The organism is Cronobacter sp. HA18003 (genome assembly GCF_011605905.1).
Classification (GTDB): domain Bacteria; phylum Pseudomonadota; class Gammaproteobacteria; order Enterobacterales; family Enterobacteriaceae; genus Cronobacter; species Cronobacter sakazakii.
The window spans coordinates 92,447-116,758 of the sequence record NZ_JAANQO010000011.1; the positions used below are offsets into that span (position 1 = coordinate 92,447).

A 24,312-nucleotide genomic window follows, 5' to 3' on the forward strand; every position below is an offset into this window, starting at 1 on the left:
GGCGGCATTTTAACTGCCACCAGCGAGGGTGGCTATCAGGAAGAGAGATCGCTCTGCGTTTTCAACGGGCGCTTACGCAGTCGCTTCACCAGCGGCGGTACGATAATCACCAGCGTGGCCATAATGAGCAGGGTTTTGGTGACGCCGCTCTGCCAGAGAATACCGAGCTCGCCGTTGCTGATAGAGAGCGCGCGGCGCAGGTTCTGCTCCAGCATCTCGCCCAGCACAAAGCCCAGAATCAGCGGCGACATCGGAAAATGCATTTTACGCAGGATATAACCCAGCACGCCGAGACCCACCATCAGCAGCAGATCGAATGTCGTGCTGTGCACCGCGTAAACGCCCACCGCCGAAACCGCCGCAATCGCTGGCACCAGGAACCACAGCGGAATGGTCAGCATGCGGGTGAAGAGGCCGATCAGCGGAATGTTCATAATAAGCAGCATTACGTTAGCGATAAGCAGCGCCGCGATAAGCCCCCAGACGATATCCGGCTGTTCGGTAAACATCGCAGGCCCCGGCGTGATGTTATAGAGCGTCAGCGCGCCCATCATTACCGCCGTGGTGCCGGAGCCGGGCACGCCTAAGGTCAGCATCGGGATAAACGAGCCGCAGGCCGAGGCGTTGTTTGCCGCCTCGGGTGCCGCCACGCCGCGAATATCGCCTTTGCCGAACGAGCCGTCTTTATCGCCGAGCTTTTTCTCGGTCATATAGGTAATGGCGCTCGCGATGGTCGCCCCCGCGCCCGGCAGAATACCGACAAAAAAGCCAACTACCGACGAGCGCAGCGTCGCGCCGGTACAGGCGGCGGCTTCTTTGGCGTTAAACAGCATCCGCCCGGTTTTGCGCACCAGCGTCTGGCCGCTGCTGGTGCTCTCCAGCATCAGCAGAATTTCGGAGACCGAGAACAGGCCAATCACCACCACGATAAACTGCACGCCATCCGAGAGATGTACGCTGTCAAACGTGAAGCGATACACGCCGGTGTTGGCATCGACACCGACCGTCGCGAGCCCGAGGCCAATCAGCGCGGCCAGGAATGATTTCAGCGGGTTTTGCGCCATCATGCTGCCAAGACAGGCGATGGCAAACACCATCAGCGCGAAATATTCCGCCGGACCGAACGCCAGCGACCACTCCGCCAGCACGGGTGCAAAAAGGATAATGCCGAAAATAGCGATAAACGAGCCGACGAACGAGCTGACGGCGGAGATAGAGAGCGCCACGCCGCCGCGCCCCTGCTGCGCCATCGGGTAGCCGTCCAGCGCCGTCATTATCGCTGCCGCATCACCCGGCACATTGAGCAGTATCGATGAAATGCGCCCGCCATATTCACAGCCGATATAGACCGTGGCGAGCAGGATCAGTGCCGATTCCGCCGGCAGATGAATCGCGAACGCCAGCGGCAGCAGAATAGCGACGCCGTTAATCGGCCCGAGGCCCGGCAGCAGCCCGACGATGGTGCCGACGAAACAGCCAATCAGCGCAATCAGCAGATTGGTGGGCGTCAGCGCGACGGCGAAGCCCTGTGAGAGATAAAGCCAGGTATCCATAAAAGCTCCCGTTAATTAAGCCAGGCCCCGAGAGGCAGCGTCACGTCAAGCAGGCGGTCAAAGGCGTACCAGAGCACGCCGCCCATCACCACGCCGGATACCAGCGCCGCCGGTAGCTGCGCGCCGAAAAGCATGCCGATGACCGCCGTCAGCAGCGCGGTGGCGAGCGGAAAGCCCAGCCATTCAAAGCCCCCGGCGTAGAGCAACAGCACAATCACCATCACCACCAGCCGTTGCAGCACGGCGTGATGCGGCCAGTCCACGACATCCGGACGGCGCAGCAGTAACAGCACCGCGCACAGCAGCATCAGCGCGATAATGCCCATCGGGAAAGGGCGCGGCCCGACCGGTTCGTAGGCATACTCGCTGTGGATTTGCCAGCCTACAAATAGCCCACCGATACAGAGCAGGATCCAGATCCCCGCAAAAATGCGATCGCTCATCACATCCTCCTGCGCTATTTCGCCAGCCCAAAGGCTTTGGCTTTTTCGCGGTAGTCGTTGACCTGATTTTTCACATATTCATCCAGCGCTTTGCCGGTCAGGTTGAACTCAAACAGGCCGCGCAGATCGCGCTGCTTTTTGAATTCATCGGTTTGCTGGAGTTTTTCGAAAGTCTGGACCCACCACTGGTAATCGGCGTCGCTGACTTTAGGGCCGACATAGAAGCCGCGAATAATAGGCCACACCAGGTCATAGCCCTGCTCTTTAGCGGTGGGTACCTGGGCGAGCTGGCCGGGCAGGCGTTCGTTCGCGAAGACCGCCAGCACCCGCAGTTTATTGCCGGTGAGATAAGGCACCATCTCGCTGAGATCGCCGGACACCGCCTGCACGTGGTTGCCCATCAGCGCGGTGACTGGCTCGCCGCCGCCTTCAAAGGCCACGTAGCGCATCTTGTGCGGATCGACGCCCGCTTTCTGCGCCAGCAACGCGGTTTTCATCCAGTCCTGGCTGCCAATCGACGCGCCCGCGCCAAACACCACGCTGTTCGGATCTTTCTCCAGCGCTTTCATCAGATCGCCGAGCGTTTTCCACGGCGAATCGGCGCGCACCGCGATCATGCCGTAATCGGTGCCGACACTTGCGAGCCAGCGCACATCATCGACGTTATAGCGGCCAAATTTGCCCTGCGAGAGATTAAGCAGTGAGCCGCCGGAAAACGCCACCACGGTGCCCGGCTCGCCGGGACGCTGAGCCACAATCGCGTTATAGGCCACCGCGCCGACACCGCCTGGCATGTAGGTCACGCGCATCGGTTTTTCCAGCGCGCCGGTTTCCTGGAGGCTCACCTGAATCAGTTTGCAGGTTAAATCGAAGCCGCCGCCGGGCTTGGCAGGCGCGATGCACTCCGGGCGCGACGGTGCTTCTGCCGCCACGGCTTCGGTAAAAGAGAAAGCCAGAGACGTTGCTAACAGGGTAGAGAGAAGTGATGTTTTCATTTTCATCCTCATGCATGACTGCCGTGATGTTTCTGATTATGTGAACTGCTTTGTAGCGTATCGGTTGCATGATTGTTAAAACTAAAGCCTTTCAGTTTCCTTTCATCGCGACAGAAACTTTACTGGATGTGATATGCGTCTCTTACTGGCGGAAGATAACCGTGAGCTGGCTCACTGGCTGGAGAAAGCGCTGGCGAACACCGGCTTTGCGGTGGACTGCGTCGGCGACGGGCTGGCGGCGGATCACCTGCTGCAAAACGAGCGCTACGCCGTGGCGGTGCTGGATATTGAAATGCCGCGCATGAGCGGGCTTGAGGTATTAAGCCGTCTGCGTCGTCGCGGGCAGGCGGTGCCTGTGTTACTGCTCACCGCACACGGCGCGGTGGCCGACCGCGTAAAAGGGCTTAACGAGGGCGCTGATGATTATCTGCCAAAGCCGTTTGAGCTGAGCGAGTTGGAGGCGCGGCTGCGCGCGCTGGTGCGCCGCAGCGAAGGGCAGGTGCAGGAGGCCCAGCGGCTCGGCGAACTGACCTTTCACGACGAAGGCTATTTCGAGCTACAGGGCAGGCCGCTTGCGCTCACGCCGCGCGAACATGCGCTCTTAACGGTGCTGATGTACCGTCGCCGCCGTCCGGTCACCCGTCAGCAACTCTTCGAACAGGTGTTCAGCTTAAGCGACGACGTCAGCCCGGAAAGCATTGAGATCTATATTCACCGACTGCGTAAAAAACTGCTGGCGAGCAACGTTCAAATCACCACGCTGCGCGGCCTGGGCTATGTACTGGAGTGCAGCGATGAGCTGGTTGCGCCCTGAATCCCTGCTCGGAAAACTGCTGCTGTTCCTCGGCCTGCCGCTCTCGCTGTTGTGGGCATTTTCCGTGTTAAACAGCTATGTCAGCGCGCTGAACGCCGCAACCCAGGCCTACGATCGCACGCTGCTGGCTTCGGCACGTATTGTGGCCGAGCGCCTGAACGTCCAGCACGGCGAATTACAGGCGGACGTGCCCTGGGTGGTGCTCGATAGCGTCGAGCGCAACATGAATGACCGCCTCTACTACAAAGTGAAAGATACGCGCGGGCGGGTTATCTCCGGCTATGACGATCTGCCCCCGATGCCGGGCGGCATGGCGCGTACCGACCTTTACCCGGCGCTGGCGTGGTTTTATCACGCGACCTATCAGGGCCAGCGGCTGCGGGTGGCGCGGCTGTTGCAGCCGGTTAACGAAGGCGGCGTGGTCGGCATGGCGGAGATTTATGTCGCCGAGACGTTGCAGTCGCGTCATCTGCTGGCGCGGCAGTTGCTCATCTCGTCTGCGCTCTCGCAGGGCGGGCTGGTGCTGTTAACGCTGGTACTCGCCGGGCTGCTGCTGCGCCGCGTGCTGAAACCGATGCGCAAGCTGTCGCGCCTGATGGTCAGACGCGCGCCCGGCGAACTGACGCCGCTGCCCGATCTGCTGCCGTGGTCGGAAACGCGCCTGTTGATTATCGCCTTCAACCGTTATATGAGCCGCCTGCGCGCGCTCATCGCCCGCCAGGAGCGCTTCAGCGCCGACGCCTCGCATCAGTTAAAAACGCCGCTGGCCGTGCTGAAAACCCAGGCGGCTGTGGCGCTGGCGAGCCCGGATCCGGCGCAGTGGCGCGAAAGCCTTCAGGCGATGAGCACGACACTCGATCAGACTATCGATCTGACCGAGCGGTTATTACAGCTCGCGACGCTTCGGCGCGCCGAGCCCGGCGAGACGCGCGCGCTCGATGTGGTGGATCTGGTGGCAGCGGCGCGGGAAAGCTGTTTTTCACGGCTGCCGCAGGCGCGCAGCAAGCCCGTCGATCTTGGTTATGAAGGCGAAGAGGGGCCGGTGTGGGTCGCCGCTGAACCGCTGCTGCTGGCGGAGCTGTGCGCCAATTTGCTCGATAACGCGCTGAAATATACGCCCGCGGGCGGCGTCGTGACGGTGCGCGTCTGCGTTGAGGCAGGGGAGGCGCGCCTTGAGGTCGAAGACAGCGGCCCCGGCATTGATGCCGCGCAGCGCGACCAGGCGCTGACGCCGTTTCGCCGTCTCGATAACGCCAGCACGCACCCCGGTGCCGGGCTGGGACTGGCGCTGGTTAACGATATCGCCCGCTGGCACCGCACCCGCGCCGAACTCTTAAAAGGCGAGCAGCTCGGTGGCCTGCTGGTACGCGTGCGTCTGCTTCTTCATGCCTCTGCGCCAGGTCAAAGCGGCGTTTAATGCTTTTCTGCATAGGTGTTTTCTCCTTTTTCAGGTGCCGCAGGCCTGCCGCGCCCGCCCCACGTTGATTGCCGCCCCGATACGGGTACAATGCCGCGTTGCGTTTTGCAGGGCACTTTTTCTTTTTTTGAGACACATGGAATGAAAAACACACTTCGTTTAGCAATGGCCGGCCTGCTGCTGGCTGCCACCCAGGCGAGCGCCATCAGCGTCAACGGCTCCGTGGGTGAGCATTACACCAATATGGGCGTGGGCCTCGGCACTGAAAGCAGCGGTCTGCAACTGACCGGCAACTGGGCGCACAATGACGATCACGGCGATATCGTGGGCGCGGGCCTGGGCTTCAATATGCCGCTCGGGCCGTTTATGGTGACGCCGGGCGTGAAGGCGGTTTACCTGAGCCCGAAAGAAGGCAGTGAAGGCTACGCGGCGGCGGTCGGCGGCGGCGTGCGCTGGGATCTCGGCCAGCATCTTTCACTGTTTGGTGACTACTACTACTCGCCGGATTCGCTTTCCAGCGGCGTGAACGATTACCAGGAAGCCAGCGCGGGCGCGCGTTTCTCGATCTTCCGCCCGATTAGCGTCGAAGCCGGTTATCGCTATATTAACCTGACCGGTAAAGACGGCGATCGCGACAGCAAAGTGGCCGATGGCCCGTACCTGGGCGTCAGCGCAGGCTTCTGATTTTCCGGGCGCGGTGTTCCGCTGCGCCTGTTTTTCTCCTTCTTCTTTTCTCTGCGCGCTATAGTAAAGCGTTCCCTTCTTGCGGAGAAAATAATGCTACAGACAGAAATGCTCTCGACCGGCGATGAGGTGCTGCACGGTCAGATTGTCGATACCAACGCCGCCTGGCTTGCCGATCTGTTTTTTAATCAGGGACTGCCGCTGACCCGCCGTAACACCGTGGGCGACAGCCTGGAATCGCTGGTATCCGCGCTGACCGAGCGCAGCCAGCACGCCGATATTTTAATCGTCAACGGCGGCCTGGGGCCGACCAGCGACGATCTCAGCGCTGAAGCGGCGGCCCGCGCGGCGGGTGTGGAGCTGGTGCTGCACGAAGGCTGGCTCGCGCAGATGGAGCGCTTTTTCGAAGCGCGCGGGCGCGTAATGGCCGCCAGCAACCGCAAACAGGCGCTGCTGCCGGCGGGCAGCGAAATGATCGACAACCCGGTCGGCACCGCCTGCGGGTTTGCGATGAAGCTCAACCGTTGTCTGATTTTCTTCACGCCGGGCGTGCCGTCTGAATTTAAGCGCATGGTGGAGCATGAGATCCTGCCGCGCCTGCGCGAGCGCTTTACGTTCCCCGAACCCCCGCTCTGTCTGCGTCTCACCACCTTTGGCCGCTCTGAAAGCGACCTCGCCGCCGCGCTCGATACGCTGCCGCTGCCGCCGGACGTCGTGATGGGCTACCGCTCCTCCACGCCAGTCATTGAACTCAAACTCACCGGGCCTGCGTCGCGGCGTGCGGAGATGGAAGCTATCTGGCCAAAAGTGCGTGAAGTGGCGGGCGACAGCCTGATTTTTGAAGGCACCGAAACGCTGCCCGCCCAGATCGCCCGCTGCCTGCGCGAGCAGCAGCTCAGCATTACGTTAAGCGAACAGTTCACCGCGGGCCTGCTGGCGCTGCAACTCTCGGGGGCCGACGCGCCGCTGCTGGCAAGCGAAGTGCTGCCCGCCCAGGTGGAGACGCTGGCGCAGACCGCCCACTGGAACGTGGATCGTCGCAGCCGTCATCTCGCCGATCTGGCGCTGAGCATCGCGAGCTTTGAAGACGACAACATTAACATCGCGCTCACCACGCCGCAGGGCACCCATGCCGTGCGCCTGCGCTTTAACGCCAGCCGCTACGCGCTGCATATCCGCCAGGAGATTTGCGCCATGATGGCGCTCACGCTGGTGCGCCGCTGGCTTAACGGCCAGGACGTGACGGCAAGCCAGGGCTGGGTGCAGGTAGTTGACACGCACACGGTCTGACGGCGTAACGGGGCGCCTGTGCAGAGCCGGGCGTCCGTTATCTGCTGAACATCCAGACGCGCTGCTCTGCGCTCTATTCCCCTCTCTGTTTTCCATTTAGCGTACTGGCGCTCACACCGCGCATTTTCCTTCTCTTTTATGCGCTTAATCGAAAGTAAACGCGCACCATTCGAAAATACATGGCAAAAATTTGCGCTTTTGTTTTCGATTGTCATATTTCTGTAACATTTTGTGCGACGTTTCACAGCATAAATAATCCATTTTGCCTACTATCACGCTCGCAAAGGAAACATAAGTAAAACGAATAGATATAAACCTCATCAGCAGGAGACAGAGATGTTAAGTATTTTTAAACCCGCCCCGCATCGCGCAAGGCTGCCTGACGGCGAGATAGATCCGCTCTATCGTCGCCTGCGCTGGCAGATTTTTATGGGGATTTTCTTCGGCTATGCCGCTTACTATCTGGTGCGTAAAAACTTTGCCCTCGCGATGCCGTATCTGGTGGAGCAGGGCTTCTCGCGCGGCGATCTCGGTTTTGCGCTTTCGGGCATTTCCATCGCTTATGGATTCTCGAAGTTCATCATGGGTTCGGTTTCTGACCGCTCGAATCCGCGCGTCTTTCTGCCCGCGGGCCTGATCCTCGCGGCGGCGGTGATGCTGTTTATGGGCTTCGTTCCCTGGGCGACGTCGAGCATTATGGTGATGTTTGTGCTGCTGTTCCTGTGCGGCTGGTTCCAGGGCATGGGGTGGCCGCCGTGCGGGCGCACGATGGTGCACTGGTGGTCGCAGAAGGAGCGCGGCAGGATTGTCTCCGTGTGGAACTGCGCCCATAACGTGGGCGGCGGTATTCCGCCGCTGCTGTTCCTGCTCGGCATGGCATGGTTCAACGACTGGCACGCCGCGCTCTATATGCCTGCGTTCGCGGCGATTCTGGTGGCGATTATCGCCTTCGCCCTGATGCGCGATACGCCGCAGTCCTGCGGTCTGCCGCCCATCGAAGCGTACAAAAATGATTACCCGGACGACTATAACGAGAAGCACGAAGAAGAGCTGACCGCGAAGCAGATCTTCATGCAATACGTGCTGCCGAATAAGCTGCTGTGGTACATCGCCATCGCGAACGTCTTCGTTTATCTGCTGCGCTACGGCATCCTCGACTGGTCGCCGACTTACTTAAAAGAGGTGAAGCATTTCGCGCTGGATAAATCTTCGTGGGCATATTTCTTCTATGAATACGCAGGCATCCCCGGCACGCTGATTTGCGGCTGGATGTCGGACAAAGTTTTCCGCGGCAACCGCGGCGCGACGGGCGTGTTCTTTATGACGCTGGTGACTATTGCCACTATCGTTTACTGGCTCAACCCGCCGGGCAACCCAAACATTGATATGACGTGCATGATTGTCATCGGCTTCCTGATTTACGGCCCGGTGATGCTGATTGGTCTGCATGCGCTGGAACTGGCACCGAAAAAAGCGGCGGGCACCGCGGCGGGCTTTACCGGCCTGTTCGGCTACCTCGGCGGCTCGGTGGCGGCGAGCGCTATCGTCGGTTACACCGTCGATTTCTTCGGCTGGGATGGCGGCTTTATGGTGATGATTGGCGGCAGCATTCTGGCGGTATTACTGCTGATTATCGTGATGGTCGGTGAGCATAAACACCACCATGCAACGCTTGCGAAACGCGGATAAGGAGCACCGATGAAACTGAAAATGACGCTGGCGGCGCTGGCGATTGGCGTAATGTCGGCAAGCGCGCTGGCGGCGGATAAACTGGTGATCGCGCATCGCGGCGCCAGTGGCTACCTGCCGGAGCACACGCTGCCTGCCAAAGCGATGGCCTATGCGCAGGGCGCGGATTACCTTGAGCAGGATCTGGTGATGACCAAAGATGACCAGCTGGTGGTGCTGCATGACCACTACCTGGATCGCGTCACCGACGTGGCGGAGCGCTTCCCGGACCGCGCGCGTAAAGATGGTCGTTACTACGCGATAGATTTCACGCTCGCGGAGATCAAATCGCTGAAATTCAGCGAAGGCTTCGAGCTGGAAAATGGCAAAAAGGTGCAGACATTCCCCGGCCGCTTCCCGATGGGCAAATCCGATTTCCGGGTGCATACCTTTGAAGAAGAGATCGAGTTTGTGCAGGGGCTGAATCACTCCACCGGCAAAAACATCGGTATTTACCCGGAGATCAAAGCGCCGTGGTTCCATCATCAGGAGGGGAAAGACATCGCCCTTAAGGTGCTGGAAACCCTGAAAAAATATGGCTACACCACGAAGCAGGATAAGGTTTATCTGCAATGTTTCGATGCCAACGAGCTTAAGCGCATCAAGAATGAGCTGGAGCCAAAACTGGGAATGGATCTGAAGCTGGTGCAGCTTATCGCTTACACCGACTGGAACGAAACCCAGGAGAAACAGGCCGATGGCAAATGGGTAAACTATCGCTATGACTGGATGTTTAAACCGGGCGCCATGAAGCAGATTGCGCAGTACGCCGATGGCATCGGGCCGGATTACCATATGCTGGTGGCGGAAGGCTCGACCAAAGACCACGTGACGCTGACCGATATGGCGAAAGAGGCGCACGCCAGCCATTTGCAGGTGCACCCGTATACGGTGCGCGCCGACCAGTTGCCGGTGTATGCCACGGACGTGAATCAGCTTTATGACGTGCTGTATAACAAGGCGGAAGTGGACGGGCTATTTACCGATTTCCCGGATAAAGCGGTGAGTTTTTTGAAAGATAATCGCTGATATTGCCGGGTGGCGGTTTCGCCTGATCCGGCCCGGTAGTATGGTTTGCCAGGCCGGGTAAGCGTCGCGCCACCCGACAATACGGCGTTGTTACATCTCAATCTCAATATCGCCCTGCGGTTTACAGCAGCAGGGCAGAATCTCGCCTTCCTGAATAAACGCCAGCGGTTTTGTCAGCCACTGCACCTGGCCTGCGACCAGTTTGCAGCGGCACGAGCCGCAATAGCCTTCGCGGCACTGATACTCGACCGTCACCGCGTGTGACTCCAGCGCCGCCAGCAGGGAAGGGTGCTCGTCCGGGCACGACAACTCGGTGCCCGTTACGCGAAGCGTAATACGACCCATATCAGAGCTGGAAGCTGCTCAGATCGTCATGGTCGATTTCAGAATCGATCTGGCCGACCAGATAAGAGCTCACTTCCACTTCCTGCGGCGCTACCTGCACGTTATCAGACACCAGCCAGGTGTTGATCCACGGAATCGGGTTGGAGCGGGTTTTGAACGGCAGATCCAGACCAACAGCCTGCATACGGATGTTGGTGATGTACTCAACGTACTGGCACAGAATATCTTTATTCAGGCCGATCATGGAGCCGCCCTGGAACAGGTATTCCGCCCACTCTTTCTCCTGCTGCGCCGCCAGCACGAACAGGTCATAGCACTCCTGTTTGCACTCTTCAGCAATCGCGGCCATTTCCGGATCGTCTTCGCCGCTGCGCATCAGGTTCAGCATGTGCTGGGTACCGGTCAGGTGCAGCGCTTCGTCGCGGGCAATCAGGCGGATGATTTTCGCGTTGCCTTCCATCAGTTCGCGCTCGGCGAAGGCGAAAGAGCAGGCGAAGCTGACGTAGAAGCGAATCGCTTCCAGCGCGTTGACGCTCATCAGGCACAGGTAGAGCTTTTTCTTAAGCTCGTGCAGGTTCACGGTCACGGTTTTACCGTTAACGCTGTGAGTGCCTTCGCCCAGCAGGTGCCAGTAGCTGGTCATCTCGATCAGATCGTCGTAGTAGTGCGAGATGCCTTCGGCGCGCTTTAAGATCTGCTCGTTGGTGACGATGTCGTCAAACACCACCGCCGGATCGTTGACGATGTTGCGGATGATATGGGTGTAAGAGCGCGAGTGGATGGTCTCGGAAAACGCCCAGGTTTCGACCCAGGTTTCCAGCTCCGGGATGGAGATCAGCGGCAGCAGCGCCACGTTCGGGCTGCGGCCCTGGATGGAATCAAGCAGCGTCTGGTATTTCAGGTTGCTGATGAAAATGTGTTTTTCATGCTCCGGCAGCGCCTGGAAATCGATGCGGTCGCGGGAAACGTCCACTTCTTCAGGACGCCAGAAGAATGACAGCTGCTTTTCGATAAGCTTTTCGAAAATTTCATATTTTTGCTGATCGTAACGCGCCACGTTGACCGGTTGGCCAAAAAACATGGGTTCAAGAAGCTGGTCGTTTTTCGTCTGTGAAAATGTGGTGTAGGCCATGACGTAGATCCTGTCTGCAAACAATATCGGCTGTTGACGGTGGGTGCGCTTCGCTTACCCACCCTACGGCCAACGGTTCGGCTGTTAACGGTTCGGCTGTAAATGGTGGGTTGCGCTTCGCGTACCCGCCCTACGGCCTTAACAACAAGAGGGCGGGTTTCCCCGCCCTGCGTTTTAGATTTTACATGCGCCGCTTTCGCAGCCGTCATCCTGAATGGATGGCGCCAGGTCGTCCTGGGCATCTTCCGCGCCATCGCGGGTGTTCTGATAATACAGCGTCTTCACACCGAGCTTATAAGCGGTGAGCAGGTCTTTCAGCAACTGCTGCATCGGCACTTTACCTGACGGGAAGCGTGTCGGATCGTAGTTGGTGTTAGCAGAAATCGACTGGTCGATGAATTTCTGCATGATGCCCACCAGCTGCAGATAGCCGTCGTTGCCCGGCATTTCCCACAGCAATTCGTACTGATCTTTGAGCTGTTCGTAGTCCGGCACCACCTGACGCAGGATACCGTCTTTCGACGCCTTGATGCTGATGTGGCCGCGCGGCGGCTCAATGCCGTTGGTGGCGTTGGAGATCTGCGAAGAGGTCTCGGACGGCATCAGCGCGGACAGCGTGGAGTTACGCAGGCCGTGCGTCTTGATCGATTCGCGCAGGCTTTCCCAGTCGTAATGCAGCGGCTCGCTGGCGATCGCGTCCAGATCTTTCTTGTAAGTGTCGATTGGCAGAATGCCTTTGCTGTAGGTGGTTTCATTGAACCACGGGCACGCGCCTTGCTCTTTCGCCAGTTCGTTAGAGGCTTTCAGCAGGTAGTACTGAATCGCTTCGAACGTTTTGTGCGTCAGATTGTTGGCGCTGCCGTCGGAGTAACGCACGCCGTGCTTCGCGAGATAGTAAGCGAAGTTAATCACGCCGATGCCGAGAGTACGACGGCCCATCGCGCCGCGTTTAGCCGCCGGAATCGGGTAATCCTGGTAATCCAGCAGGGCGTCCAGCGCACGAACTGCCAGCGTAGAAAGCTCTTCCAGTTCGTCCAGGCTCTCAATAGCGCCCAGGTTGAAAGCAGACAGGGTGCAGAGCGCGATTTCACCGTTTTCGTCGTTCACATCATCCAGCGGTTTGGTCGGCAGCGCGATTTCCAGGCACAGGTTAGACTGACGCACCGGCGCGACAACCGGATCGAACGGGCTGTGAGTGTTGCAGTGATCCACGTTCTGAATGTAGATACGGCCGGTAGAGGCGCGCTCCTGCATCATTAGCGAGAACAGCTCAGAGGCTTTAATGCGCTGTTTGCGGATGCTCTCGTCCTGTTCATAACGGGTGTACAGGCGTTCGAACTCGTCCTGATCGGCGAAGAACGCGTCATACAGGCCCGGCACGTCGGACGGGCTGAACAGCGTGATGTCTTCACCTTTCAGCAGGCGCTGGTACATCAGCTTGTTGATCTGTACGCCGTAGTCCATGTGACGCACGCGGTTCGCTTCGGTACCGCGGTTGTTTTTCAGCACCAGCAGGCTTTCGACTTCCAGATGCCACATCGGGTAGAAGAGGGTGGCCGCGCCGCCGCGAACGCCGCCCTGCGAGCAGGATTTCACGGCCGTCTGGAAATGTTTGTAGAACGGAATGCAACCGGTGTGGAACGCTTCGCCGCCGCGGATCGGGCTGCCGAGCGCACGGATGCGGCCCGCGTTGATGCCGATACCGGCGCGCTGGGAAACGTATTTCACGATGGCGCTGGAGGTGGCGTTGATGGAATCCAGGCTGTCGCCGCACTCGATCAGTACGCAGGAGCTGAACTGACGGGTCGGGGTGCGCACGCCGGACATGATAGGCGTCGGCAGCGAAATTTTAAACGTGGAGACCGCATCGTAGAAACGCTTCACGTAATCCAGACGGGTTTCGCGCGGGTAGTTAGAGAACAGGCACGCCGCCACGAGAATGTAGAGGAACTGCGCGCTTTCGTAGATCTCGCCGGTAACGCGGTTCTGGACCAGGTATTTCCCTTCGAGCTGCTTCACGGCGGCGTAGGAGAAGTTCATATCACGCCAGTGGTCGATAAAACCGTCCATCTGCGCAAACTCGTCTTCGCTGTAATCCTGCAGCAGGTGGTGGTCATATTTACCCAGCTCCACCATCTTCACGACATGGTCGTACAGTTTCGGCGGCTCGAACTGACCGTAGGCTTTTTTGCGCAGGTGGAAAATCGCCAGGCGCGCGGCCAGGTATTGATAGTCCGGCGCGTCGCGGGAGATAAGATCCGCCGCCGCCTTGATGATGGTTTCATGAATATCGGAGGTTTTGATGCCGTCGTAGAACTGAATGTGAGAACGCAGCTCTACCTGGGAGATGGAGACGTTATGCAGACCTTCCGCAGCCCAGTCCAGAACACGATGAATTTTATCCAGGTTGATGCGTTCCTGGCTGCCATCTCGTTTTGTTACCAGCAGACTCTGATTCATGGGTAATACCTGTCCGTGAAATCCGTGAAATAGAAATATCCCCCGCTTATCCACAAGTGACTAACTCTGTGGATAAATACTATATATAGGGGGTTTGAGATAAGTGAAACGCTATATGGTGAGTATTCTAGTCCGGATTCTTTTGAGAACAAGCCTTGATTTCGGTGTTAATTTGCGGTTGCAAAATCTCGAAATTAAGTAAGTCCTCATCACATAAGGCCTTGAGGGCTTGTCAAGGCGGCAGGAAAAAAAATGAAAATTTGATCGAACGCTGATTTCCTGGTCAGGAAAGAAATGGCGCAACAGAACGTTGCGCAATTTTTAATACGAAAAGCTTCTGACAGGACGGTTTTCAGACAGGTTTCTTAGCCTGTGTATGCAACATATAGTTAACATCAACGCCTGGCGCGAGCTTGAAGCGGTTGGTCAGCGGATTGTAATGCAGCCCGATGATATGACGCTCTTCCAGCGGCGTTTCGTCCACCCAGCCCAGCAGTTCGGAAGGGCGAATGAATTTTTTGGCATCGTGCGTGCCTTTGGGCACCATGCGCAGCACATATTCTGCGCCTACCACCGCCATCAGCCAGGATTTGGCGTTGCGGTTAAGCGTGGAGAAAAAGACGTGGCCGCCGGGCTTTACGAGTTGAGCGCAGGCCTGCACCACCGAGCGCGGGTCCGGCACGTGTTCGAGCATCTCCATGCAGGTCACGACGTCATAGGCACCGGCATGCTGCGCGGCGTGTTCTTCCACGGTCTGCTGAACATAGTTAAGCTCAACGCCGCTTTCCAGCGCGTGTAGACGCGCCACCGCCAGCGGCTCCGCGCCCATGTCGAGCCCCGTGACGTTCGCGCCTTCGCGAGCCATGCTCTCTGAGAGAATGCCGCCGCCGCAGCCGACATCCAGCACTTTTTTCCCGAACAGGCCACCGGCGCGTTCGGCGATATAGCCAAGACGCAGCGGGTTAATGCGATGCAGCGGTTTAAATTCCCCTTCAGTGTCCCACCAGCGCGAAGCGACAGCTTCAAATTTGGCGATTTCTTCTAAGTCTACGTTGTGCGCAACGGGCGGTTTTTCAGCATTCATGGACGCCTTTACTCCTTTCTTCGCAAGAGCGTCGAGTATAACAGGCGTTAGTAGGGAATAAAGCGGCCTGACGGGGCTATTCGGTTTACCGAACAGGCCGCGGCTGTGTTATAATTTGCGACCTTTGAATCCGGGACACAGTAGAGGGATAACGGTCAGATGAGCGACCTTGCCAGAGAAATTACACCGGTCAACATTGAGGAAGAGTTAAAGAACTCCTATCTGGATTACGCGATGTCGGTTATTGTCGGCCGCGCGCTTCCGGATGTCCGAGATGGCCTCAAACCGGTACACCGTCGCGTACTTTACGCCATGAACGTGTTGGGCAATGACTGGAATAAAGCCTACAAAAAATCCGCCCGTGTCGTTGGTGACGTAATCGGTAAATACCATCCCCACGGTGATTCCGCCGTCTACGATACCATTGTACGTATGGCTCAGCCGTTCTCGCTGCGCTATACGCTAGTGGATGGTCAGGGCAACTTCGGTTCTATCGACGGCGACTCCGCCGCGGCGATGCGTTATACGGAAATCCGTCTGGCGAAAATCGCCCATGAACTGATGGCCGACCTCGACAAAGAAACCGTTGATTTTGTCGATAACTATGACGGCACGGAAAAAATCCCGGACGTCATGCCGACCAAAATCCCGAATCTGCTGGTAAACGGGGCTTCCGGTATCGCGGTCGGGATGGCGACCAACATTCCGCCGCATAACCTGACGGAAGTGATCAACGGCTGCCTCGCCTATATCGATGATGAAGATATCAGCATCGAAGGGCTGATGGAGCACATCCCCGGCCCGGATTTCCCGACTGCCGCCATCATCAATGGCCGTCGCGGCATTGAAGAGGCGTACCGCACCGGGCGCGGCAAAATCTACATTCGCGCGCGCGCGGAAGTGGAAGTCGATCCGAAAAATGGCCGCGAAACCATTATCGTGCACGAAATTCCGTATCAGGTGAACAAAGCGCGCCTGATCGAGAAAATCGCCGAACTGGTGAAAGAGAAACGCGTCGAAGGCATCAGCGCGCTGCGCGACGAGTCTGACAAAGACGGTATGCGCATTGTTATTGAGATCAAACGCGACGCCGTGGGCGAAGTGGTGCTCAATAATCTCTATTCCCAGACGCAGCTGCAGGTGTCTTTCGGTATCAACATGGTCGCACTGCACCACGGTCAGCCGAAGATCATGACGCTGAAAGAGATTCTGGCGGCGTTTGTTCGCCACCGTCGTGAAGTCGTGACCCGCCGCACCATCTTCGAACTGCGCAAAGCCCGCGAGCGCGCGCATATCTTAGAAGGTCTGGCGATTGCGCTGGCCAATATCGATCCCATTATCGAACTGATTCGCCGCGCGCCGACTCCGTCGGAAGCGAAAGCGGGCCTCATCGCGCAGGCGTGGGAGCTTGGCACCGTTTCTGCGATGCTGGAACGCGCCGGTGATGACGCCGCGCGTCCGGAGTGGCTGGAGCCAGAGTTCGGTATTCGCGATGGCAAATACTGGCTGACCGAGCAACAGGCGCAGGCGATCCTCGATCTGCGTCTGCAAAAGCTCACCGGCCTTGAGCATGAAAAACTGCTCGACGAGTACAAAGAGCTGCTGGAGCAGATCGCTGAGTTGCTGCATATCCTCGGCAGCGCCGACCGCCTGATGGAAGTGATCCGCGAAGAGCTGGAGCTTATCCGCGATCAGTTCGGTGACGAGCGCCGCACCGAAATCACCGCCAACAGCGCCGATATCAACATCGAAGATCTGATTAACCAGGAAGATGTGGTGGTCACCCTGTCTCACCAGGGCTATGTGAAATATCAGCCGCTGACGGATTACGAAGCGCAGCGCCGCGGCGGTAAAGGCAAATCCGCCGCGCGTATTAAAGAAGAAGACTTTATCGACCGCCTGCTGGTGGCCAACACCCACGATACGATCCTCTGCTTCTCAAGCCGTGGCCGTCTCTACTGGATGAAAGTCTACCAGTTGCCGGAAGCGAGCCGCGGCGCGCGTGGACGTCCTATCGTCAACCTGCTGCCGCTGGAAGCGAACGAGCGTATCACCGCGATTCTGCCGGTACGCGAATATGAAGAGGGCGTTAACGTCTTTATGGCGACCGCGAGCGGTACCGTGAAGAAAACGGCGCTGACCGAGTTCAGCCGTCCGCGTACCGCCGGTATCATCGCGGTGAACCTGAACGAAGGCGATGAGCTTATCGGCGTCGACCTGACCGCAGGCAAAGACGAAGTGATGCTGTTCTCCGCGCAGGGCAAAGTGGTGCGCTTTAAAGAAGACGCGGTGCGTCCGATGGGCCGTACCGCCACCGGCGTGCGCGGTATTCGCCTCGGCGAAGGCGACAGCGTGGTGTCGCTTATCGTGCCGCGCGGCGAAGGCGCTATCCTGACTGCCACCCAGAACGGTTACGGCAAGCGTACCGCGGTGGAAGAGTACCCGACCAAGTCGCGCGCGACGAAAGGGGTTATCTCCATCAAGGTGACCGATCGCAACGGGCCGGTGGTCGGCGCGGTGCAGGTCGATGACGCTGACCAAATCATGATGATCACCGATGCCGGTACGCTTGTGCGTACGCGCGTGTCGGAAATCAGCGTGGTAGGCCGTAACACTCAGGGCGTTATCCTCATCCGCACTGCGGAAGATGAAAACGTGGTGGGTCTGCAGCGTGTCGCCGAGCCGGTGGATGACGAAGAGCTTGACTCCATCGACGGCAGCGTGGCGGAAGGCGATGACGACATCGCGCCGGAAACCGACGCCGACGACGATGCGGTGGACGACGCAGACGAGTAATCGTCGCGCGGCTTTCGCACACCGTGTTTTGCCTTATGAAAGGGCCGGTCTGACCGGCCCTTTCTTTTTGCGGGGCAGGCTGCTCTGAATATCGCCGGATAAGCGCGTTGCCGTTGCGGCACAAGGGTTTTGCGGCTACCTTAACGGCATTCCTTTTTCTTACCTCACGGCTGGCTGGTGCCCCCTTGAAATACTTCGTCTCTTTCCGCTCGACGCTTAAAGTGTCTCGCTATCTTTTCCGGGCGCTGGCGCTGCTGCTCTGGCTGCTTATCGCCCTGTTTTCGGTGTTTTACATCGTAAGCGCGCTGCATGTGAAAGAGTCGGAAATTCGTCAGGAATTTAACCTGAGTTACGATCAGGCGCAGCGCTATATTCAGCGCACGTCTGATGTGATGAAAGAGCTGAAGTATGTGGCTGAAAACCGGCTGGAAAATATCGATGCGCTGATGAAAAGCGGGCGTGGGCAAAATGATGCGCTGAACGCGCCGTCGTTTGTGCCGCTGTTTTCCGATTCCGACTGTAACTCGCTCGGGACGAGCTGGCGCGGCTCGTTGCAATCACTCTCCTGGTTTTTGCGCTACTGGCACGATAACTTCTCCGCCGCCTACGACTTAAACCGCGTGTTTCTGATAGGCTCCGATAACCTCTGCATGGCGGATTTTGGTCTGCGTGAGATCCCGCTTGAGCGCGACAAAACCCTGCAGGCGCTGCATGAGCGCATCATTAAATATCGCAACGCGCCGCAGGACGAACGTAGCAACAGCTTGTTTTGGGTATCGGCTGGCCAGCGTCCTGGTATCGGTAATTTCTATTCGCTGACGCCAGTCTACCTGGCGAACCGCCTGCAAGGGTTGCTGGGTATTGAGCAGACCATCCGCATTGAAAATTTCTTTACGCCCGGCAGTATGCCAATGGGTGTGACGATTCTCGATGAAAACGATCGGCCGCTCTTTTCGCTTACCGGTTCGGAAACCAACCTTGAGCCGAATGGCGAGTGGGAGCAGGAGCGCGCGTGGTTTGGCTATACGTCTGGCTTTAAGCAGCTGATTCTGAAAAAGAGCCTGCCGCCGTCGTCGCTTAGCATTGTCTATTCCGTGCCGGTCGATCTGGTGCTGGAGCGCATCCGGATGCTTATCCTCAACGCCGTACTGCTGAATGTGCTGGTGGGGATTGTGCTGTTTACGCTGGCGCGCATGTATGAGCGACGCATCTTTATTCCGGCGGAAAACGACGCGCAGCGCCTGGAAGAACATGAGCAGTTCAACCGTAAAATCGTTGCCTCCGCGCCGGTCGGGATCTGTATTCTGCGCACCCAGGACGGGACCAATATTATCTCCAACGAGCTGGCGCATAACTATCTGAACATGCTGACGCATGAAGACCGCCAGCGGCTCACGCAGATTATCTGCGGGCAGCAGGTGAATTTCGTCGACGTGCTCACCAGCAACAACACCAACCTGCAAATCAGCTTTGTGCATTCGCGCTATCGCAATGAAAACGTGGCGATCTGCGTGCTGGTGGATGTCTCGGCGCGCGTTAAAATGGAAGAGTCGCTGCAGGAGATGGCCCAGGCGGCCGAGCAGGCGAGCCAGTCGAAATCGATGTTCCTGGCGACCGTCAGCCACGAGCTGCGCACGCCGCTGTACGGGATTATCGGTAACCTCGATCTCTTGCAAACGCAGGAGCTGCCGAAAGGCGTCGATAGTCTGGTGACGGCGATGCATAACTCTTCAAGCCTGCTGCTGAAAATCATCAGCGATATTCTCGATTTCTCTAAAATCGAATCGGAACAGCTCAAAATCGAGCCGCGCGAGTTTTCACCGCGCGAAGTGATGAGCCATATCACTGCCAACTATCAGCCGCTGGTGGTGCGTAAACAGCTCGGCCTCTACTGCTTTATCGAGCCAGACGTGCCGATGTCGCTGCTGGGCGACCCGATGCGACTGCAACAGGTGATCTCCAACCTGCTGAGCAACGCCATTAAATTCACCGACATCGGCTGCATTATTCTGCATGTCGGTACTCAGGGCGATTATCTCTGCTTCCGCGTGCGCGACACCGGTGTTGGCATTCCGGCGAAAGAGGTCGTGCGGCTCTTCGATCCGTTCTTCCAGGTGGGAACCGGCGTGCAGCGCAACTTCCAGGGAACGGGGCTTGGGCTCGCTATCTGCGAAAAACTCATCAACATGATGGATGGCGATATTTCGGTCGATACCGAGCCGGGTATGGGCAGTCAGTTTACCATCCGCATTCCGCTCTGGCAGGCACAGCTGCCGCCGAAGCCCAACGTCGACGGGCTTTCCAATAAGCGCTGCTGGCTGGCGGTACGCAACGCGTCGCTGTGCGAATATTTGCAGGGCCTGCTCTCGCGCAACAATATCCGCGTACAAAATCATCACGGCGAAACGCCGGATAAAGACGATATCCTGATTACCGACGATGAAAACTGCGTCGAGTGGCAGGGCAGAGGGGTTATCTTCTTCTGCCGCCGGCATATCGGAATTCCGGTGGAGCGCAGTCCGGGCGTCTGGATGCACAGCGTCGCCGCACCGCATGAGCTTCTGACGCTGTTGGGACGCATTTACAGCATTAATGTCGACGTGCCGGGCAGCGAGCCTGTACTGCCTGCGTCCTCCACCAGCGCCGAACAGAACGAAGATATGATGATTCTGGTGGTGGATGACCACCCGATCAACCGCCGACTGCTGGCCGATCAGCTCGGTACGCTGGGCTATCAGTGCCGTACCGCGAATGACGGCGTGGACGCGCTCAATGTGCTCAGCAAAAACCATATCGATATCGTATTAAGCGACGTCAACATGCCGAACATGGACGGTTACCGCCTGACGCAGCGTATTCGCGAGCTTGGCATGACGCTGCCGGTTGTGGGCGTGACCGCTAACGCGCTGGCGGAAGAGAAACAGCGCTGCCTGGAATCCGGGATGGACAGCTGTCTGTCTAAACCGGTGACGCTGGATGTGCTGAAGCAGACGCTGGCGGTGTATGCCGACAGGGTTCGCAAGACGCGCGGTTAATCGTAACGCGCGCCCTCATGCATGAGCGGCGCGCGATGGTTTACCCGTGTGAGAATAAAAACCCATAGCGCGTCATCATTAGCGGCATTGATTGATTGTGTAAAAAATGGCAGGAAAAGCAGGGCGGGAGACGGCGGTGTGTCCCTGCCCGGCGGGCAGGGACAGCAGGGATTACTCTTTATCCGCAGGCGTCAGGCTCACGGAAGAGAGGTAGTTCAGCAGCGCGATATCGTTATCCACGCCGAGCTTCATCATCGCCGATTTCTTCTGGCTACTGATGGTTTTAATACTGCGGTTCAGCTTCTTGGCAATTTCGGTGACCAGGAAGCCCTCTGCGAACAGACGCAGCACTTCGCTCTCTTTCGGCGACAGGCGTTTATCGCCATAGCCGCCTGCGCTGATCTTCTCAAGCAGACGGGAGACGCTTTCCGGGGTAAATTTTTTGCCTTTTTGCAGCGCAGCCAACGCTTTCGGCAGATCGGTCGGCGCGCCTTGCTTAAGAACAATCCCTTCGATATCGAGATCTAACACGGCGCTCAGAATGGCCGGGTTATTGTTCATCGTCAGCACGATAATAGATAAGGTCGGGAAATGGCGCTTAATGTATTTAATAAGCGTAATACCGTCGCCGTATTTATCGCCCGGCATGGAGAGGTCGGTGATAAGGACATGCGCGTCCAGCTTCGGCAAATTGTTAATTAATGCTGTGGAATCTTCGAACTCACCGACAACATTCACCCACTCGATTTGTTCAAGAGATTTGCGAATGCCGAACAGAACAATCGGATGGTCATCGGCAATAATTACGTTCATATTGTTCATGTATTAGGCTACCTTGCTACAGCAGGCTCTTGACGTAAACGTCAATGTCGCTGATATATTTTTCTATGGCTGTGGCATCCTTCTCGCGAATAAGATGCTCCAGTGTTTCACATAACTGTTTGCCGGGAACCAGATTCAGCATAGCGAACACCCCCTTCAGGCGGTGCGCCGTCTGCGCCAGCGCAGCAAAATCGCCGGCGGACGATTCAGTATACAATCTCTGAACATCATCCGGTACCGTATCGACGAACAGCGCATAATAGCCGCTGGCATGAAGCTGCGCATTTTCATCGCCGCCCATTGGAGATTCAGGAATATCTTCCTGCGCCAGTTGCTCTTCAATTAGTTGTAGCACTGCTTCCTGCATTGCGTGACTAATATTAAAGTTGACGCGCAGCTGTCCTGGTCCGATGCGTCGTACGCCGGCCTCATCATCGCTTAAAAGCAGGCCGTTGGCAGTAAGATTAGACGGATTATCAGTCAAAAATATATCGTACTCTTGACTTGATAATCTTTCGTCCGGCGTGATGCAGGACGCGCCCCACTGTTCGAGCTGGCGCACCACCACATTACGAACTTCGTTCGACGTAATATCGATCATCGCGATAACGTCATCCAGCAGCCGCTCGTCGCTCTCTTCGGTCTCCAGCGGCTCCACCGGCATCGTCACGTGCAACGAATAGCGCGTACCCAGCTCTTTGCGGGCTTTGATATTCAGATGACCGCCGAGGCGGCGCGCCAGCTGGTTGCACAGATAAAAGGTGAGGCCGTTAGCTTTGCCAAACTGATCGTTAGAGGTGTCGTTCAGGAACGGGAAGTGCAGGTTATCGATTTCGCTGTTGCTGATGCCTTCGCCGGTATCCAGCACGCGGAACAGCAGACGCTCGCGCGCGCCTTCTTCCGCCATAATCTCAAGCGTAATCTTGCCAATCTGCGTGGTGGTGACGGAGTAGTGCAGCAGCATCAGCAGCACTTTACGCAGCGCCTCGCGATCGCCGTGGCGCTCTTCATTAGCGGCAAGCTGGTTATTAATCAGCAGTTGTAAACCCTTACGCTTGATGACCGGCAGCACTTCCGGGACCACTTCGTCAATCAGCTCCTGAATGGTGAAGTCGGTAGGCGTCGGGCGCCAGAAATCCGCCTCCAGCTGATTCACCAGCTGAATTTCATCCACCAGGCGCGCGATGCGCTCGGCCTGCTCGGCAAGCACCTGGCTTTCCGGTGCTTCAATCAGCGCCGCCTGATGCGCCAGCTGTTGCGTCGGCTCTTTCAGCGCCGCGCCGATATTCTGCATAAACGCCGAGCGGCCCTGCTGGTTTTTCTCATACAGACGCTGCGCCTGCTTGAGCTTTTTGTTCACCAGAATTTCACGATCCTGATCGCGAATAATGAAAATCTGGGTGCGCGGCACCACCTGGCTTCGGAACAACCGGATCTCATAAAGCTCGTTATTGACTGTCGCCTGAATAATGCCCTGATGCTGATCCGCCATTGATGTGATGTTTTGCAGATTCAGGTGCGGCAGAAGGTGGTCGGCGATTTTGTTGCTCATGATAGTGCGGCTGGATTCCTGGTCGTGCACCAGTAACCCCAGCGGCAGCACGCTCAAAATCTCTTCGTTCAGCGCACGCAGCATTTGTAGCTCAGCATTATTCGCGCTGGTGGTAACGGCCTCCACCGGGCGACTCGGCTGGTGGCGGAAGGTAGTATAACCAAACAGCGCCAGCGCCAGCAGGCCGATGTTGAGCAGCAGCGGCAGCAGGATATTTTGCAGCGTTTCCATCAGCAGAGAGCCGAACGGCACTTCCCAGATGATGCGCAGCTGTGTGCTGGTCAGCGCGGACGAGATCTCAATGCGGTTGCTGTTGAAATTAATAGTGACGCTGTCCGGATCGTCTTTATTCTGCCCTGTAAGCGCGTTCTGGCGGCTGTCAGGCTCAAGGCGGAAGCTCTCAAGCGGCATGCCAGGCGGGATCAGATCGTTAATCGGCACGTCGAAGGCAACCACCGTCGCCAGATGGCCCGGCTGGTTAAACGTGGTGCGCAGGGTGAAATAGTAACCGTTCTGCCAGGCGAGTTTGCGCAACGGAGAGAAGCTCTCGCGCTCATCCAGCGCGTTCGCCTGCTGAAGCATCTCGGCGCGGCGCGAATCGGCGATCGCGTTAATGGAATTCTCTTTAAAACCGGCGGAGAGATCTTTTAACGGCAGCGTGGAGACCAGGATCATGCTGTTGTCCTGGCCATTGAGATAATACATCGACCACGGCGCGCCTTCCGCGCCCCACAGCGTGTCGAGATAACTTGAAATCCGCTGCGTCATATCGAGCGTCGAACTGTCGTGCGAGCCGAAAATCAGCGCTTCGGTTTTGCGGTGCGGCTTTTCCAGATAATAGACATCCTGGCGCAGGCGCGTTTCCTGTAAGCCTTCGCCGTTCTGGCCTGCGGCGCTGGCACCGATGTTGTCATAAATCTGCCAGGTGGCGTAGCGGTAGGTATCCACCCGTTTATGCAGCGCGTGGGAGATATCGACTATCTGGTAGCTCTTGTCTTTCAGCCAGGCGTTGACGGCGCTCTGGACCATCACGCCCATCGTCACCAGCAACACCACAATCAGTAAAAGGAAGAAACGGGTAATACTGCCCGGCATAAGGGAAAATTTATTGGGGATCATTGCGTCTGGCTGAC

The 24,312-nt window shown here is 57.5% G+C and carries 17 protein-coding genes; 8 read left to right on the forward strand and 9 right to left on the reverse strand.

All coding sequences use genetic code 11. The features are described 5' to 3' along the window. Positions 1–35: 35 nt before the first annotated feature. Genes G6041_RS01485 through G6041_RS01495 form a run of 3 tightly spaced genes read right to left on the reverse strand, consistent with a single transcriptional unit; the run spans position 36 to position 2,991 of the window. Positions 36–1,553 carry a tripartite tricarboxylate transporter permease gene (locus G6041_RS01485; protein ID WP_012124172.1) on the reverse strand — a complete coding sequence of 506 codons (1,518 nt, stop codon included), beginning with the start codon at positions 1,551–1,553 and terminating at the stop codon, positions 36–38. A gap of 11 nt (positions 1,554–1,564) precedes the next feature. Further along, positions 1,565–1,996 (reverse strand): tripartite tricarboxylate transporter TctB family protein, encoded by a 432-nt coding sequence (locus G6041_RS01490; RefSeq protein ID WP_007776742.1) that lies wholly within the window; start codon positions 1,994–1,996, stop codon positions 1,565–1,567. A 14-nt stretch (positions 1,997–2,010) separates the two neighbouring features. Continuing rightward, positions 2,011–2,991, reverse strand: coding sequence for a Bug family tripartite tricarboxylate transporter substrate binding protein (locus G6041_RS01495; protein ID WP_014728406.1), 981 nt, complete (start codon positions 2,989–2,991; stop codon positions 2,011–2,013). 133 nt (positions 2,992–3,124) lie between these two features. Between G6041_RS01495 and tctD the strand changes: the two genes are divergently transcribed. The 6 genes from tctD to glpQ all read left to right on the forward strand — a co-directional run bounded on the left by tctD (position 3,125) and on the right by glpQ (position 9,953). After that, positions 3,125–3,805, forward strand: a complete 681-nt coding sequence (gene tctD, locus G6041_RS01500) for a transcriptional regulator TctD (protein WP_004388278.1) — start codon at positions 3,125–3,127, stop codon at positions 3,803–3,805. Continuing rightward, the gene (locus G6041_RS01505; RefSeq protein WP_054628500.1) at positions 3,786–5,222 is read left to right on the forward strand and encodes a sensor histidine kinase; all 1,437 of its coding nucleotides are present in this window, start codon (positions 3,786–3,788) and stop codon (positions 5,220–5,222) included. Before tctD ends, G6041_RS01505 begins: the two co-directional genes overlap by 20 nt. A gap of 141 nt (positions 5,223–5,363) precedes the next feature. Further along, positions 5,364–5,906 (forward strand): YfaZ family outer membrane protein, encoded by a 543-nt coding sequence (locus tag G6041_RS01510; RefSeq protein ID WP_004388515.1) that lies wholly within the window; start codon positions 5,364–5,366, stop codon positions 5,904–5,906. A 93-nt stretch (positions 5,907–5,999) separates the two neighbouring features. Then, on the forward strand, positions 6,000–7,196 hold the full coding sequence (locus G6041_RS01515) for a nicotinamide mononucleotide deamidase-related protein YfaY (RefSeq protein WP_012124175.1): 1,197 nt from the start codon (positions 6,000–6,002) through the stop codon (positions 7,194–7,196). A gap of 336 nt (positions 7,197–7,532) precedes the next feature. Then, positions 7,533–8,885, forward strand: a complete 1,353-nt coding sequence (gene glpT / locus G6041_RS01520; RefSeq protein WP_012124177.1) for a glycerol-3-phosphate transporter — start codon at positions 7,533–7,535, stop codon at positions 8,883–8,885. Positions 8,886–8,894: 9 nt separating this feature from the next. Beyond that, complete coding sequence (gene glpQ, locus G6041_RS01525; protein WP_004387470.1) at positions 8,895–9,953, forward strand: glycerophosphodiester phosphodiesterase; 1,059 nt, start codon at positions 8,895–8,897, stop codon at positions 9,951–9,953. A gap of 90 nt (positions 9,954–10,043) precedes the next feature. Here glpQ and yfaE read toward each other — a convergent pair whose 3' ends face one another. The 4 genes from yfaE to ubiG all read right to left on the reverse strand — a co-directional run bounded on the left by yfaE (position 10,044) and on the right by ubiG (position 14,974). Next, positions 10,044–10,298 (reverse strand): class I ribonucleotide reductase maintenance protein YfaE, encoded by a 255-nt coding sequence (gene yfaE / locus G6041_RS01530; RefSeq protein WP_004387471.1) that lies wholly within the window; start codon positions 10,296–10,298, stop codon positions 10,044–10,046. 1 nt (position 10,299) lies between these two features. Then, positions 10,300–11,430 carry a class Ia ribonucleoside-diphosphate reductase subunit beta gene (gene nrdB, locus G6041_RS01535; RefSeq protein WP_004387472.1) on the reverse strand — a complete coding sequence of 377 codons (1,131 nt, stop codon included), beginning with the start codon at positions 11,428–11,430 and terminating at the stop codon, positions 10,300–10,302. Positions 11,431–11,604: 174 nt separating this feature from the next. Then, on the reverse strand, positions 11,605–13,890 hold the full coding sequence (gene nrdA, locus G6041_RS01540) for a class 1a ribonucleoside-diphosphate reductase subunit alpha (protein ID WP_004387473.1): 2,286 nt from the start codon (positions 13,888–13,890) through the stop codon (positions 11,605–11,607). Positions 13,891–14,242: 352 nt separating this feature from the next. After that, positions 14,243–14,974: a bifunctional 2-polyprenyl-6-hydroxyphenol methylase/3-demethylubiquinol 3-O-methyltransferase UbiG gene (ubiG, locus tag G6041_RS01545; RefSeq protein WP_007869503.1), complete on the reverse strand. Its 732-nt coding sequence runs from the start codon at positions 14,972–14,974 to the stop codon at positions 14,243–14,245. A 159-nt stretch (positions 14,975–15,133) separates the two neighbouring features. Between ubiG and gyrA the strand changes: the two genes are divergently transcribed. Together gyrA and rcsC are read left to right on the forward strand one after the other, a co-directional pair. Beyond that, complete coding sequence (gyrA, locus tag G6041_RS01550; protein ID WP_012124178.1) at positions 15,134–17,770, forward strand: DNA topoisomerase (ATP-hydrolyzing) subunit A; 2,637 nt, start codon at positions 15,134–15,136, stop codon at positions 17,768–17,770. Positions 17,771–17,955: 185 nt separating this feature from the next. Further along, entirely contained in the window at positions 17,956–20,805 is a 2,850-nt protein-coding gene (gene rcsC / locus G6041_RS01555; protein ID WP_166491623.1) for a two-component system sensor histidine kinase RcsC, read from the forward strand. Between the two features lie 171 nt (positions 20,806–20,976). Here the strand turns inward: rcsC and rcsB are convergent, their stop codons facing one another. Then, positions 20,977–21,627: a response regulator transcription factor RcsB gene (rcsB, locus tag G6041_RS01560; protein WP_007676706.1), complete on the reverse strand. Its 651-nt coding sequence runs from the start codon at positions 21,625–21,627 to the stop codon at positions 20,977–20,979. A 16-nt stretch (positions 21,628–21,643) separates the two neighbouring features. After that, on the reverse strand, positions 21,644–24,298 hold the full coding sequence (gene rcsD / locus G6041_RS01565; RefSeq protein WP_084999143.1) for a phosphotransferase RcsD: 2,655 nt from the start codon (positions 24,296–24,298) through the stop codon (positions 21,644–21,646). Between the last annotated feature and the right edge of the window lie 14 nt (positions 24,299–24,312).